Source organism: Cytobacillus sp. FSL M8-0252, from assembly GCF_038007345.1.
GTDB lineage: Bacteria > Bacillota > Bacilli > Bacillales > Cytobacillaceae > Cytobacillus > Cytobacillus kochii.
Window position 1 is genome coordinate 25117 of the sequence record NZ_JBBOWZ010000002.1, and the last position, 13835, is coordinate 38951.

General features: G+C 29.5%; 24 protein-coding genes. 5 read left to right on the plus strand and 19 right to left on the minus strand.

Annotated elements, in window-relative coordinates:
* Positions 1 to 38 precede the first annotated feature (38 nt).
* The 6 genes from MKX83_RS24055 to MKX83_RS24080 form a co-directional block, all read right to left on the minus strand.
* Entirely contained in the window at positions 39 to 311 is a 273-nt protein-coding gene (locus MKX83_RS24055; protein ID WP_341060345.1) for a hypothetical protein, read from the minus strand.
* A 533-nt stretch (positions 312 to 844) separates the two neighbouring features.
* A complete protein-coding gene (locus MKX83_RS24060; RefSeq protein WP_341060347.1) occupies positions 845 to 1192 on the minus strand; it encodes a hypothetical protein in 348 nt (115 codons plus the stop codon).
* Between the two features lie 30 nt (positions 1193 to 1222).
* Positions 1223 to 1942, minus strand: a complete 720-nt coding sequence (locus MKX83_RS24065; RefSeq protein ID WP_341060349.1) for a hypothetical protein — start codon at positions 1940 to 1942, stop codon at positions 1223 to 1225.
* Positions 1939 to 2202 (minus strand): hypothetical protein, encoded by a 264-nt coding sequence (locus MKX83_RS24070; protein ID WP_341060351.1) that lies wholly within the window; start codon positions 2200 to 2202, stop codon positions 1939 to 1941. The genes MKX83_RS24065 and MKX83_RS24070 overlap by 4 nt, the downstream gene beginning before the upstream one ends.
* Positions 2203 to 2266: 64 nt before the next feature.
* A complete protein-coding gene (locus tag MKX83_RS24075) occupies positions 2267 to 2773 on the minus strand; it encodes a hypothetical protein (RefSeq protein ID WP_341060353.1) in 507 nt (168 codons plus the stop codon).
* On the minus strand, positions 2770 to 3285 hold the full coding sequence (locus MKX83_RS24080) for a hypothetical protein (protein ID WP_341060355.1): 516 nt from the start codon (positions 3283 to 3285) through the stop codon (positions 2770 to 2772). The genes MKX83_RS24075 and MKX83_RS24080 overlap by 4 nt, the downstream gene beginning before the upstream one ends.
* Positions 3286 to 3509: 224 nt before the next feature.
* Here MKX83_RS24080 and MKX83_RS24085 point away from each other — a divergent pair, with 224 nt between their 5' ends.
* The 4 genes from MKX83_RS24085 (at position 3510) to MKX83_RS24100 (ending at position 5874) form a co-directional block, all read left to right on the plus strand.
* Complete coding sequence (locus MKX83_RS24085) at positions 3510 to 3953, plus strand: hypothetical protein (protein ID WP_341060357.1); 444 nt, start codon at positions 3510 to 3512, stop codon at positions 3951 to 3953.
* Positions 3954 to 3970: 17 nt separating this feature from the next.
* Positions 3971 to 4327 (plus strand): hypothetical protein, encoded by a 357-nt coding sequence (locus MKX83_RS24090; RefSeq protein ID WP_341060359.1) that lies wholly within the window; start codon positions 3971 to 3973, stop codon positions 4325 to 4327.
* Between the two features lie 179 nt (positions 4328 to 4506).
* Positions 4507 to 5223: a restriction endonuclease gene (locus MKX83_RS24095; RefSeq protein WP_341060361.1), complete on the plus strand. Its 717-nt coding sequence runs from the start codon at positions 4507 to 4509 to the stop codon at positions 5221 to 5223.
* Between the two features lie 27 nt (positions 5224 to 5250).
* Positions 5251 to 5874 carry a recombinase family protein gene (locus tag MKX83_RS24100; RefSeq protein WP_341060363.1) on the plus strand — a complete coding sequence of 208 codons (624 nt, stop codon included), beginning with the start codon at positions 5251 to 5253 and terminating at the stop codon, positions 5872 to 5874.
* A gap of 16 nt (positions 5875 to 5890) precedes the next feature.
* On the opposite strand, the gene MKX83_RS24105 is transcribed toward MKX83_RS24100, so the two are convergent.
* The 5 genes from MKX83_RS24105 to MKX83_RS24125 form a co-directional block, all read right to left on the minus strand.
* Positions 5891 to 6172, minus strand: coding sequence for an AbrB/MazE/SpoVT family DNA-binding domain-containing protein (locus MKX83_RS24105; RefSeq protein WP_341060365.1), 282 nt, complete (start codon positions 6170 to 6172; stop codon positions 5891 to 5893).
* A 312-nt stretch (positions 6173 to 6484) separates the two neighbouring features.
* Entirely contained in the window at positions 6485 to 7081 is a 597-nt protein-coding gene (locus MKX83_RS24110) for a hypothetical protein (protein ID WP_341060367.1), read from the minus strand.
* A 23-nt stretch (positions 7082 to 7104) separates the two neighbouring features.
* A complete protein-coding gene (locus MKX83_RS24115) occupies positions 7105 to 7755 on the minus strand; it encodes a hypothetical protein (RefSeq protein ID WP_341060369.1) in 651 nt (216 codons plus the stop codon).
* 17 nt (positions 7756 to 7772) lie between these two features.
* Positions 7773 to 8051, minus strand: coding sequence for a hypothetical protein (locus MKX83_RS24120; RefSeq protein ID WP_341060372.1), 279 nt, complete (start codon positions 8049 to 8051; stop codon positions 7773 to 7775).
* A gap of 102 nt (positions 8052 to 8153) precedes the next feature.
* On the minus strand, positions 8154 to 8504 hold the full coding sequence (locus tag MKX83_RS24125) for a hypothetical protein (RefSeq protein WP_341060374.1): 351 nt from the start codon (positions 8502 to 8504) through the stop codon (positions 8154 to 8156).
* A 709-nt stretch (positions 8505 to 9213) separates the two neighbouring features.
* Between MKX83_RS24125 and MKX83_RS24130 the strand changes: the two genes are divergently transcribed.
* On the plus strand, positions 9214 to 9858 hold the full coding sequence (locus MKX83_RS24130; protein ID WP_341060375.1) for a hypothetical protein: 645 nt from the start codon (positions 9214 to 9216) through the stop codon (positions 9856 to 9858).
* Between the two features lie 39 nt (positions 9859 to 9897).
* On the opposite strand, the gene MKX83_RS24135 is transcribed toward MKX83_RS24130, so the two are convergent.
* The 8 genes from MKX83_RS24135 to MKX83_RS24170 form a co-directional block, all read right to left on the minus strand.
* On the minus strand, positions 9898 to 10257 hold the full coding sequence (locus MKX83_RS24135) for a hypothetical protein (protein WP_341060377.1): 360 nt from the start codon (positions 10255 to 10257) through the stop codon (positions 9898 to 9900).
* 713 nt (positions 10258 to 10970) lie between these two features.
* Positions 10971 to 11249: a hypothetical protein gene (locus tag MKX83_RS24140; RefSeq protein WP_341060379.1), complete on the minus strand. Its 279-nt coding sequence runs from the start codon at positions 11247 to 11249 to the stop codon at positions 10971 to 10973.
* Positions 11250 to 11266: 17 nt separating this feature from the next.
* Positions 11267 to 11521, minus strand: a complete 255-nt coding sequence (locus MKX83_RS24145) for a hypothetical protein (protein WP_341060381.1) — start codon at positions 11519 to 11521, stop codon at positions 11267 to 11269.
* Positions 11508 to 11795: a hypothetical protein gene (locus tag MKX83_RS24150; RefSeq protein WP_341060383.1), complete on the minus strand. Its 288-nt coding sequence runs from the start codon at positions 11793 to 11795 to the stop codon at positions 11508 to 11510. Before MKX83_RS24150 ends, MKX83_RS24145 begins: the two co-directional genes overlap by 14 nt.
* Positions 11796 to 11874: 79 nt before the next feature.
* Positions 11875 to 12156, minus strand: coding sequence for a hypothetical protein (locus MKX83_RS24155; protein WP_341060385.1), 282 nt, complete (start codon positions 12154 to 12156; stop codon positions 11875 to 11877).
* Positions 12153 to 12407 carry a hypothetical protein gene (locus MKX83_RS24160; RefSeq protein WP_341060387.1) on the minus strand — a complete coding sequence of 85 codons (255 nt, stop codon included), beginning with the start codon at positions 12405 to 12407 and terminating at the stop codon, positions 12153 to 12155. Before MKX83_RS24160 ends, MKX83_RS24155 begins: the two co-directional genes overlap by 4 nt.
* Before the next feature lie 473 nt (positions 12408 to 12880).
* On the minus strand, positions 12881 to 13099 hold the full coding sequence (locus tag MKX83_RS24165; RefSeq protein WP_341060389.1) for a hypothetical protein: 219 nt from the start codon (positions 13097 to 13099) through the stop codon (positions 12881 to 12883).
* Entirely contained in the window at positions 13096 to 13833 is a 738-nt protein-coding gene (locus tag MKX83_RS24170; RefSeq protein ID WP_341060390.1) for an AbiTii domain-containing protein, read from the minus strand. The genes MKX83_RS24165 and MKX83_RS24170 overlap by 4 nt, the downstream gene beginning before the upstream one ends.
* Positions 13834 to 13835 lie beyond the last annotated feature (2 nt).

Below are 13835 nucleotides of genomic sequence, written 5' to 3' on the forward strand. Positions count from 1 at the left end.
AAATCTTGATTAAATAAAAAAAGAAGGGTATTACCCTTCTATTGTTGATATCTATTGGTCATCATTTCTAATTTACTGACCTTCTCAACCAAAAATTCAATGTCTTTGTTAAAATTCCTTGTTTGCTTCATAATTGTTACTAACATTGCATGTATGTCATTTGGTTGATCTGATAAAAGTAAATCAAGTTTTTCGTTCATAGAACTAAGTTTAGTGTCAATATTTTCAAAACGATTATCTACCTTATCAAAGCGTTCGTTTATTGCTTTAAACTTACTGTCAAGGTATTCAATTAATTCTTTGTTCTCCATAATTCGCACCCCATAAAATTATTATTTGAATTATATCATGCTAAACAAATAAATCATAGTTTGCTTGATAACTTTATATCTAGATTATATCATAAAAATATAATTATAACAACTAAAAAAAGATAAAAAAAGTAACAAATATAAATATAAATTTCATGAAATGGGGTTGCCTTATGCCCTTCCCCCTTGTATTGGGGATTGGAGGATGGCTAGTCGTATGGGGGCTAAACCCCATGGTCTTAATAGCGTAACTAGTTAATGACTTATGAGAAGGCTTCTGGTGCGTCTGTGAGGGCGATTTGGCAGGTACAATAGGGAAAGCTAGCCGACTATCCTTAAATCCTCGTATTGGGTGTTTGTCGGCTTGGCGATTATGCCACACCTGCCAAAATTCGATAGACAAGGAGGAAAGGGTGGAGATTTTTTTGAGCATAGCGATCCGTAGGACAAAAAAATACTACCCGAGCCTTGTCTTTCGAATAGCCTTATTTTGGTTGTGAGTAAATGCTTATTTTTCCTAGCTGCTTTAACTTTTACAATTTTATAAATGAACTGTTAAATTCAATAACTTTGTTTATATCTGAATACAACTTTATAGATTCTGTAGTTTGTTCCTGTTTAGTCCTGACATCCGTTAATATACAATAAAGGTATAAACCATTATAATTCTTTCGTTTTATTTCTTCTGTTGAGAGTATGAGAATATCGTATTCTTGGAATCTTAATGGAATACCTGGTCTATTCTTCTCCTTAGTTAGATACCATTGAAATTTAAAAGTTGAATATGGATTATATGACGGTGTATTTTCATTAGAATCAGCACATAGAATTAAATCACTGTCATAAGGACTTTTGTTTTTTGTATGAATATATTTAATCAAGTATTGAGTCTCCTTTTTAAATGGATCTTATTATTCGATTTCGATTTTTTGTATAACTATCATTTTTCCTTTTAAATTATCATAATTAATAAAGCAATCTTCATCCTTCATAACTTTAATTTCTGTAAGATGTTTTTTGCTATTTTGATAGACAGTTTTTAATATTGGTCGTTTTTTATTTTTAGGTTTTGTTAATGCATAATAACGTTTCCAATTAAAACCTCGATTAAGAAGTTGATTCCTTTTGAATAACTTTTTAAATCTAAGTAATCTAATTTTTGAACCCAATTTGTTTTTTTGACTATATAGACCTGAAATATATAACGAATTCGCTTTTTCTAATATTATCCAGTGAGCAATATCCATTTTTCTTGTTTTATTACTTGTTAGTATTTTACATGGTAAAATCGGAAAAATAATATAAGTATTAGGACTATTTAGTGAACCTGTTATTTGTTTTTTCATAGATTTCAAATCATTAAATTCTAAAACATCTGCCTTAAATTCAATGCTTGGAATGACTTCGTTTATTACGTTTATGAATTTTGCTAGATCATAGGAATTAAAGAACTCTCCTATATTAGTCATTTTTTTATCTAAAGCTAGAATCAATAATTTATGTGCTAATTTTTGTCCATACACAGGTAAATGGTGTTTCTTTGAATTAAATGCTTCTAAAACCATCGATATACAGTAAATCCCACAAGTCGGTCCGAATTGTGGGATGTGTTTAATTGCTTTTTTTTTCATTGTATCCCTCTTATTTTTTGTTTTTCCCTTTTTTTATATAATGTGTTTTGAGTTGCAATTCTTTCTGTATATCCACAAATATCAAGAGAACATATTGATAAAATAAAATCGCCTTCTTTTAAATCTTTTTCCCAATTATGGGGAGTATTGATTTCTATCATTTTGAAAGCATTATCCTCGTATCTAATTATAGAATATGGAGTCATGAATCCCCTTTTGCATCTTGGGCAACTAGAGTGTATGTGTAATAGTTTATTCATATATATAGTCTCCTTGTATATTAAAATATTTTATTAAAGGTATTTAAAGTAACATTAATCGATGTTAATTTATGTATACAAACATTGGTTTATTTGAAGCAATTCTACCTTGTTCAATAATATTATTCAAAAATTCTTGAGTAATTTTTGGTGGGAAATATCCAGTTCTTTCTAAGAGAATGTTTTCAATTATATATCTCCTTTTAGATAGATCAATAAATTCTCTTTTTAATTGTTTAATTAAATCATCTTCATCATCTTTAGGTTTGGATAGAATATTTTCATCTTCAATTAATTTTAAATTCTCAAGAGCCTTTTTAATTGAATACCACGATTCTCTTACATCTTTTAAAAGGTGATACAAAGTAATTGTATCACGTTCTAAAAGATGTTTAGTTGGTACATAGTAAGTATAGTCATAATATTTCGGTACACTTAATTTTCTTTTTCTATCAACACTTGTCTCATCCAAAGGGAAGATTAACTCACAAAATGTACAATCAAAATAGCATAGATTATCCGATTCTCCTATAAATTTAACCTCTTGTCCACAATATTTACAGGTAATCATTTTTTCCCTTCTTTCTTTCTTTTTCTATATTCTCTTTCTCTTTCAATAAATGATTCAACAGTTTTTTCTAACCAATACGGAGTGCCATCTATTATTAAATCTGCGTTTGGGATTCTACCTGAATTTCTATGCCAGTATACATGGATCATAGATGGTTTGAATTTTATTCCTTCGATATTTTCTTCAACCATTCTTGAAAATCCCTTTTGTCCAACAATTTTCTCATTCATTAAATTTCTATCATAGTATGTTTGTTCTACATTTTGTACAAGGCTAGTATCGCTCTGGAAAAATGATAAAGAAACTTCCATAGCGAATAGTAAATCTTCATCTTTCAGATATTCATAAATCATATTTAAACTGAATTGAAAAGCATCTGGTTGATTAAAAAACTGAACTAAATTATAAAAAACAGCTTCTTGATTTGTTAATATTATTTGAGGATTACTTGGTTCATCATATTTATTCTTAACGTTTGGAAAACGATTGAATATCATCTCAATAGATTTCATAATAACCACCTTACTATAAAAATAATTGTTAATTTAGTATAACTAAAAAAGATAAAAAAAACAACAATATTTGAATAAAAAAATATACAAAATTTTGCATATGTGATATAATAAATACAGTGGTATCAATGGTTTAACACTAATTTACCGGAGGTGAAAATAATTATTTTCAAGTGATAAAACCTGTTCTCAAAATGTATTTATTGAAAAAGGAGTGATAATATATGCGAATAGATATAAGAAAAATCATCTTACAAAGATACTTATTGTATCCATTAATTATTGGTTTTTTTACATACCATGTGTTAAATTTCATTGAAGTTACAGAGATGAAAGATATAGTACATCAATATGGTATGTATTCTATGATAAAAAATGTAACTGGTATTGATCTATCTTTTGAAGAAGGAAAAATAATCTATTGTTATGTAGTTGGATTTGCATATGGAACTATATCACAATTTTTCAAAATACACAAAATGAGAATTGGACTATTTACATTAGTGTTATTTTTATTGAAATATTATATGTGTTTCTTTATGTTTGGAACATTAGCATTATTTTGGATTCCATTGGAAATATCTTTATTTTTATTAATCACACTTATAATTTTAGTATTTAAAAATATTAGAAAAAGATTTAAAGCTTTTTCCCCTATCGTGAATTAATAATAAGGAGTGAATATATGAAGTTTGTGAAAATGTTCATGTTAATTGCATTCTTAACTTTGCTTTTAGTAGCTTGTGGAGAAAGTAATAGCAAACAGGGTAGTATTGAGAAGACATCTGAATCTTTTGTGCAAGCATTAATAGATGGTGATAAAGAAGTGATAGAGAAAATAAATCGAGACACTAATTATCCTGCTGATTATGTTCTTAGTGATTTATCTCCCAAATATCAAGGACTACAATTAGATGATATTAATTTTGAATATGAAGATAATGAAGTAAAAATAACTCATAAGCTAAAAGAAGAAAATGTTAGATATAAATTAAAAATAGAAAAAATAGGTGAAGAATATTTTGTTGTTACTATAATTTAGTGATATTCAAATTTGCCCTTTAGTAAGGGCATTTTATAAAAATGTTTGTCTAATTAGGGTAGAGTCTAATCAAACAGAGTTAAAATGGCATTCTTTCTTGTATAGTATGACTTGTCTAATAAATAAACTAATAACATCAATAATTATAGAAAAAATTTTATATAATAGGATGATATATAATGTATAGAAAAAAAAGGAAAAAAAGTTATAAAAAAAGGATGGATTTATTTTATTCAATTTTTATTCTGTCAGGTTTGGCAATTTATTATTTTACAGGTTCAATTGTTATTTTTATAATTTTGATTATGTCAGTTTTTTCAGTGATTAAAATGTATTCTTATTTTAAAACAAAGAATAAAGAAAGTACCTTGAAGAAATCAGGAATACTTGATATAGATGTTATGGATGGAGTCCAGTTTGAATATTATCTTTCAGCATTGTTTAAAAGCCATGGTTATAAAGTGAAGGTCACAAGTGCTTCTCGTGATTATGGGGCTGACTTAATTTTAAAGAAAGGCAATGATACAATTGTAGTTCAGGCAAAGAGATATAAAAGCAACGTAGGTATTAAAGCTATACAAGAAATAACAGCTTCTAAATCACATTATAAAGCTTCCAATGCGTGGGTTGTTTCAAATAGTTTTTTTACAAAGCCTGCTATAGAACTTGCTGATTCAAATAATGTAAAATTAATTGATCGCAAAAAGTTAATGGATTTAATGTTAAAAGTAAACCCTACTCTCGTTCCTTCTGCTCAAGAAGTGCGTGAAAATATAACACCTAAACAAATTCATTGCCCGAAATGTGATTCTAAGATGGTAATAAGAAAAGGTAAAAACGGAAACTTTTATGGATGTAGTAAATTTCCTCAATGTAAAGGTACTAAAGCTTGTTAATATTATATTAAGGAAAGGATTTAACAAATGAAGATAGGTTATGCTCGTGTTAGTTCGGAAACACAAAATTTAGATCGGCAAGTAAAAGAGTTGAAAGAGTATGGGTGTGAATATATTTTTCAAGAAAAAATAAGTGGTAAAAATTTCGAACGCCCTGAATATAAGAAAATGAGAAAGAAATTGAGGTTTGGGGATATTATCGTTATTCATGATTTGAGTCGTTTTGGAAGGAATAAAGAAGAAATAATGAATGAATGGAAGAGTTTAGTCGAAGAAAATATTGATATTGTTGTTCTCAATCTACCTGTATTAAATACAGCACAATATAAGGACGTTGAAGGAATAGGAAAGCTAATATCAGATATCTTTTTATCAGTTATGTCATGGTTAGTTGAAGAAGAACGAACAAGGACTAAAGAAGCCCAAAGACAAGGGATTAAAATAGCAAAAGAGAAAGGAAAATACAGGGGTCGTAAAATTAAATATAGACCTGATGCACCTAACCCTATGGATAGGCTTGCGTATGAAACAGTAGTAGAAATGTTGCAAAGAAAAGATTCAGTAATGGATATTCATAAAAGAACTGGTATTGCAAGAATGACGATTTATAGGATTAAAGAAGAACTAGATATAAATAAAGAAAAAGCGTAAATATATATACGCTTTTTTAATTTGTTGTTTTATTAGATAGGATTTCGTTTAATAATAGTTCTGCTGTTTCCTTACTTAAAACAATTTTTCCACCTGCTAAGACGAAATTATCGCTACTAACTTCTCCAGTTACGTGACATGCTAAAGCAGATTGGTATTTCTGTAAAATGATTTTTTCTTCATCTACAAAAATTTCAATTGGATCTTTTTCTTTAATATCTAATGTTCTGCGTAATTCCTTTGGTATAACAATTCTTCCTAGTTCATCTACTTTTCTTGTAATTCCTGTGCTTTTCATATAAAATCTTCCTTTTGATTTATTGTATTGGTATTTATTAATTATCAGTAGGTGTTTTTAAAACTTTAATTTCATTTTCGTTTATAATTTCAATCAAAGAGTATGAATCCTCTTTTTCTCGCTAGACATTGTAACAAGAATCATACTGATTATTAATATAAACAATCCTACACTGGTAATTATAAAATGAAATTCCATTAAGTATCTCCTTTGGGGGATGTGTCATTTATTATTGATCTAAAGTGATGGCAGCTATGAGACATTATATCATCTGTAAGATACCTCACTATGGTTTTTTTGAACATAAAATTATTATTTAATCGTTATATTAGGGTGATTATCCTTTATATACTTAACTAATATATTATTGTTTCTTGGTTCTATGAAAGCTATAGTTATATATTCTCCGTTTCCTCCTGATAAGATATTAAAAAATAATATTAAGTTATTTATAATATTGTCTGAATAATTATGTTTAGCAGTAACATGCATTTCTATATAACCATCTTTATTTATAAATTCAATTTCTTTGATGTTTTGAATAGGTATACTCCAATTATTGTTAGATAGAGAAATAGGTGTGTGAACATCAATGCTATTAGATGTGTTATTTATTATTAACGAACTCATATTTTGTCTTTTTGAAAAAGAGATAAACTGGATAAGGTTTTTTATTATATAGTAAAGACAGAAAATCATAGCAATTGTTGTTCCTAATGAAAAAAGATCATTGAATATATCCTTTAATCTATTGAAGCTTGATTCTATTGGGATTGAATTATTATTGAGTTCTTGAGTCATATATTTCACAAGAATCAATGTTATAAAAGTAATTGTCATTAAAACAATAGAATTTTTCATGTTTTTTTTGTAAGTTTTTATACTTATTTCCCACGTAAAATCATGCATTATATCGCTCCTCTCAATAGGGATTAAATTTTTATTAATTTAAAGTATGTCTTACGATTCTCAACTTTCCATTCAAGCCAATCACTGTTCCATTCAGCCTTTAGAGTTTGCATTAATGATGGCTTGGGGTTGTTGTAATATGTCTCTACATTATCTAAAATTTCGTCAATGGTTACCCACTTTCGTCGCTTTAGAAATAATTTAATTAAATTAATCATTTCCCCATACTCTGTAAGACCTTCCCCACTTTTAACCCCTGCTATAGTGCGTGAATGAAAATCATGATTAATATGTTTTTTTATATCATGTGACTTCTTACGAACTCTTTTCCCCCAGAACTTAATAGAACTTTCTTTTAGTGTGGTTGATGATTGAGTACATTCTGTAATATAAATTAACCCTATTCCTTCCTGTTTCAACAAACTAATAGCAATTCTAGAATGAGGGTTTTTCGGTTTAGGTACTGCTATAAAAATGTAGTCAGTTGAATACTTGGCTTGTATTGCTTGCTCAATGACTTTGAAACTTAATTGCTTTTTCATTTCTACTACAATAGATATATCTCCTTTTAGTGCGACAATATCTTTGTTAGCAACTTCTGCATAAACTTTATTGCATTTTACTTTATCCATTAATAGGTTTTTAACAAAAGGGAACATATCGGATTCCTTCAAAATTACGTCTACTCCTTTCAGATATTGAAACTTCTTCCAGTGGAAGTTACTTTAGTTTCAATCGTCAAAATCCAATTATATAAATCAATTAAATCAAACCCCATTTCAATCAATTCTCTCGGGAAGTTATCAGGGTTTTCTCTCATTTTGTACATTTTCTCTAGTGCATCTGGCATTGATCCAAATGAATACAAGTATTTATGTTTTATTTTTTTATTAACTCTATAGGATTTTCTGAGGTATATGTAAGTGTGTCCTTTAGATATTTTTTTAGATAGATAGCCTTGTTTCTTCAAAATACCTCCACCTTTTCATAATAGAAGTCATTCGGTTTCCCCTACATATTTATTTTCGGCTATGTAGGGGAAACTATTAAAGATTATCTAATAATAACAACTCTAATTGTAATAACCTTTGAATGTGGTCTTTATATGACCATCTTCATATTTATGATGATAGTCAGGGATAGAATTTTCGCTTATAAACCATGAAGGTAAATCATATTCTACTGTCCGATCAATTCTCTCTCTACTATCGTAAACTTCTTCCCATCCCTTTCCGTTATCCTGATATTCTTTAAAAAAGACATTTTCCTCATCGTTATGCATAAACGTTTCTTCTTCGTTAGTTTCGGTATCAATAGTAAGGTTGATGTATTGCTCTGGATTTATTTTTGAAAATTTTTTACCGCCTGTAGCAATACCTTCAAAAATTAAAGTGTGACCTTTAAATACTTTACCAATAATCACATTACCATCTCCTTTTAATTTATATTTAAATTATATCACTTTTGTATAAAATAAACAACATAAAAAAGATAAAAAAAGTAACTTATATTATGGAAAGTATGATATAATATAAGTATAGATCGTCTTCAAGGGGGGTCGGCTCACTCCGTTTTTCCATTTAGGAAAGGGGGTGAGACGTATGACAGTGTTTGAGAGTCTTATGTTTGCGGTCGCTTTCGCAAGCTTAATCGTAGCAATCCTGTCATTTAACCATAAAAAATAGACCTCCCTTGAATCTGTGGTTAGGTTAACAGGGAAGGTCTACTTTATTTCCTAGAGCCAACCCCTCATATGAGGTCGGTCTATGGTTTGACCGTAGGTGTTCGAGCACCTATGGTCTTTTTTATTGTATTTAAATTATATGCTTATTATACCATATCTTTTGTATAAATGTACTAGTAGTGAAATTACCATTAACTTGTTTTTTTTGATTTATTGGTTCTTAAAGGTATATTATATTTTTTGCTTAATTCGATTCCTTTTTTCGCTAATCGTTCAGCTTCTTTTTTTGTCATTTTCATATTATTCACTCCCGAAAAAGATTAATAATATTATTGACAATAAATGAAAAAAATATTCATAACCCCTCCCTTTCTTCCATATACATAAATATATCTCTAGGACACTAGTACACTGTCCTAGAAATAAATTACGATTTTGAGGTGTGGAAATGGTTGAGGTGGAGGTTGTAGGTCAAAAGAAAAGAAAAATTCGTTCCGACAAAAAAAGAGATATTAAACCAACAATTCTTAAAGAATTAAAAGTATGTATTGAGCAGTTATCGTATATTACTAATACACCAGTTAAAGATATAGTCTCAACGATCTGTGAAAATGGATTGAAATCTAGGGTAGTCATAGAATATTTATCACCTTATTTCAGAAGGGATTATCAGTTTACAAATACGTTTTTTTTAGGAGATTTAGATAGGGAATCTCTACAAAGAAAGTATCAAGATGGTGAAAAATCTAGGATTACAACAAGGGTTACTCAAGAAGTGTATGAAAAGATAAAGCAGCTATCCGATGCACTGGATGTAACCCCATCAAAAGCTACAGCCCTTTTACTAGATGCAAGTATTAGAAATACAAATATTTTAAATGCGTATGTTAAAGCATATTTAAAAGAAAACGTTGATAATGGAAGGATTAAAGAGTTAAAGTTAGTTTTGAAATATATCAATAAGAATAACCCTTATAATGAATCTATATCGTGGTTCACACTCTTAACAATCATTTTTGATGAAATTAAAGGAAGTACAGAAAATGTTAAGCAGACTATTAATAATTGGTTAGATAAATATAATAAGACCTGACTTTTAAAGAGTCAGGTCTTATTATGAATGCTTTTGTTATCACATATAAGAATACCATCTTCCACAATCACTAATGCTTTCTTTATATTTTGGCTCTCCGATAAATTTTTTATAACTATCTATGTGCATATCAACGGAACTACATCCTGCATACCCTATACCCCAATCTAATACTAACTCACATGAAAAAAGTATATCATCAACATATGCATGGTAATAAATATTTCCGTCATCATCTAGTAATCGTATTTTGATTTTGCCGTTCTTGTAAATACAATCTTCTTGTTGTTCTTCTGTCATAAACATAGCGTTGATACCTGTCTGTCTAACGGATTCAACTCCAACTACCCCTTTTTCCTCTTTTCCTTTAATGAAATCACGTATAATTTTAAACCCCATAATTTTATCCTCCTGTTATAAATATATTTCGTTAGTATTTGATATGTTTTATTATATCAAATACATATAAATTAATCAACAAAATATAGATAATAAAAGTAACAAATATGAAAGTATATTTCATGAAATGGGATTGCCTTATGCCCTTCTCCCTTGTATTGGGGATTGGAGGATGGCCTAGTCGTATGGGGGCTAAACCCCATGGTCTTTAGCGTAACTGGTTGATGATTCATTAGAAAGCTTCTTGTACGTATGTGAGGGCGATTTGGCAGGTACAATAGGGAAAAGTTAGCCGACGATCCTTAAATCCTCGTATTGGGTATTTGTCGGCTTGGCGATTATGCCACACCTGCCAAAATTCGATAGACAAGGAGGAAAGGGTGGAGATTTTTTTGAGCATAGCGTTCCGCAGGACAAAAAAATACTACCCGAGCCTTGTCTCTCGGATAGCCTTTTATTGTAGTTGTTCCAATGTTTTCATTTTAATAGATTCTCTTTCTTGCTCTTAACCCATCCAATACAGAACGAGGGTATGTTTGTTAGTAGTAATAAACTTATATAACTTATTGTAATCTTGACATTTCCTTATTGCGGGTGGTTACAGCTTCGCTGGTAATACCCCTATTAATATATCTAAATTATATCATTAATATATAATAAAATCAACTAATATAAGATAAAAAAAGTAACAAATATAGAAAGGGACTCCCTTTCTATATCTCATTTAATTCTTTAAGTTCTTCTTCAACTACCTTTCTATCTTGAGACAGATAATAATTATAAGCCCATCCCTCATTAAAAGATTCATCTGTAATGACGTATACTTTTCTAAGTTTACTTTTCCCATCAAATGCATTCTGCGGAATTAGTTTTTCGTCACTATAAAGATAATCATGTATCTCAAGCATTTCTTGTATAAATAGTTTTGGTGATTGTTGTTCAAAAGTTGCAGAACTGAATGTATCACTTGTTTGTAAGTCTTTAATTGTCATAGCCATGTCACCTTTCTTTATACAAGAATGTTTTTTAAATTATTTTGTTCATCGTATAAGGGAATTCCTTGTTCTCTGCGATACAACTCTAGGAAGAGTGACTTATCTTTATTTTTAAAGGCTTCTATTCTGTTCTTTGTTTCAATTGGTTTTATTAAGCATTCATTATCTTCTTTGGCTTCATCTTCATAGAAAGTAAAACCAGTTTTTTTAGAATGAACTAACACTATTTGTATCCCTTCATCAGTAAATCGTATCTTATTCTGTATCATCTTCCTTCTCCTTTACAAGAACTTTCTTATGTACGTTTAATTCAAAACGAATATTTTCTTCTTTGTAAACAGATATTGAAATAGATTCCTTTCCTACTTCAAAGATATATAAATCACTTTGTTGGTCGATATCATATTCATCTAGGACTTCTCTAAGTTTAGACTTCGCAACCCTTTTCACTTCCTGAATATCTAAAAATACATCACTGAAACTATTTAGCTCATAACAACCTTTATGATTTTCTTTGAGTTCGCAAAGGACAAAAACTTCCATTGGTGAAAACCCCCTGTAATTTAAATAACTAATAATAGATAAAAAAAGTAACATAAAAGGGAAGTAACTTCCCTTTTATCTATCCTGCAATCTTTTGTAATAATTCTTTAAACGGTCTTAAAGTTTTTCCTTCTTTTTCAACCAAGGTAAGAATTTCCTTTATTTCTTCATTCTCTAATGTATACAAACTTCCATATTGTACGGTGTCTCCCCATATCTCTTTATTATGGAAATCAACTGATACGGAATATTCTTTTGTTGATAATGGGGTTTTAATATCTATATTATATCTATCACAATCATATTGTTTTCCTTGAACGGTACATTTAATAATTTCCGTTTCTATTGACTTAATTTTCATTTGCTTTTCTCCTTAATTTTTGTATCTATCTCTTTGCAATAAAAACACCTTCTTGATTTGTGTGACCACATGCCATATCTCATTAAGTAAGGATTGCCACTTTTATCTTCAAATAGTACACCTTGATTGCCCTTACCACAATGTTCACATGGATTATCTTTGGTTAATTCTTCGTAATCCTGTTGTTCTTTTAAAATGCGTGCTTGCACTTCCTCGTCATATTTTTGTAACGCAGCTTCCCATTTGTACATAAGTTTTCACTCCTTAATAACTATCAACTTTATATATTTATTATACCATAATATTATAAAAAAATAAACAAATAAAAGATAAAAAAAGTAACAAATATAAATATGAATTACATGAAATGGGGTTGCCTTATGCCCTTCCCCCTTGTATTGGGGATTGGAGGATGGCTAGTCGTATGGGGGCTAAACCCCATGGTCTTAATAGCGTAACTAGTTAATGACTTATGAGAAGGCTTCTGGTGCGTCTGTGAGGGCGATTTGGCAGGTACAATAGGGAAAGCTAGCCGACTATCCTTAAATCCTCGTATTGGGTGTTTGTCGGCTTGGCGATTATGCCACACCTGCCAAAATTCGATAGACAAGGAGGAAAGGGTGGAGATTTTTTTGAGCATAGCGTTCCGCAGGACAAAAAAATACTACCCGAGCCTTGTCTCTCGGATAGCCTTTTGTGATGATACACTCTTACATGCAGTACTTTATTTGAATAAATTCTCTATCCATTCTATAAGATTGTTCCAAAACGAAAAAAGTACAATAGAACCGCCAATTATAGAAATAATGAGATTAGAAATAATAGGGTGTTTCTCATGGAATCGTTCTTTTTTTCTAGCTTCTATAGCCTTATGGTTTGATAAGTATTGATGTCCAATAGTTGATTTTTTAATTTTATTCTTATCACCTATTTTTATACTCATTTATTATTCCCAAACAAATGACCAAGACTTGTTTTTTCTATTTTATTTTTATCACCTATTTTAATAGATTCATCATAAATAATATTTTCAATAATGTTATTGAAATTAGTTATGGTTGTGCTTTCTTCTACTTGTGATCTAATGTCTAATTCATCAAGATTATTAAATTCTTTTTCAAGTTCCATAATGACATCAATTAACTTACTCTTAACTTGTGATACAATTCCATCTAATCGATTTGAAGGAACTAGTACTCTCATTCCTGCTATTTGTATCGCTTCGGTTGATATTGCATGACTATATTCAGTCGGAATTACACGAGCATAGTTTTCTCGACGTTCACCTTGTAAAATATTTTGTACTGTGCTAATCCCATCTGTTATTCTTAATGTGCTTATTTCGTCTATTTGTTCTTTAGATATAAGATGTTGAAGTGGTACAGGTTGTAAATTATACTGTACTGTATAATTTATAAGATAATTACCTATTACATTCCCTTTAAATACCCTATAAGTAGGTAGGAGATCATCATCATTATAGCCTTGCAACTCCCCGTTTACCCAATTCATAATGTTTTCATTTTTTAAATCTGAAAGTATAACTTTTAATCTCATTAAAATATTTTGAATACTTACTTTCCCTTCTACTGCATCTTTTAACAATTGGCTACGTGCCATAACGCTCATTCCTTTTCTGTGGAATTTTTCTCTAATTTTATCATAGATGTAAGCCACTA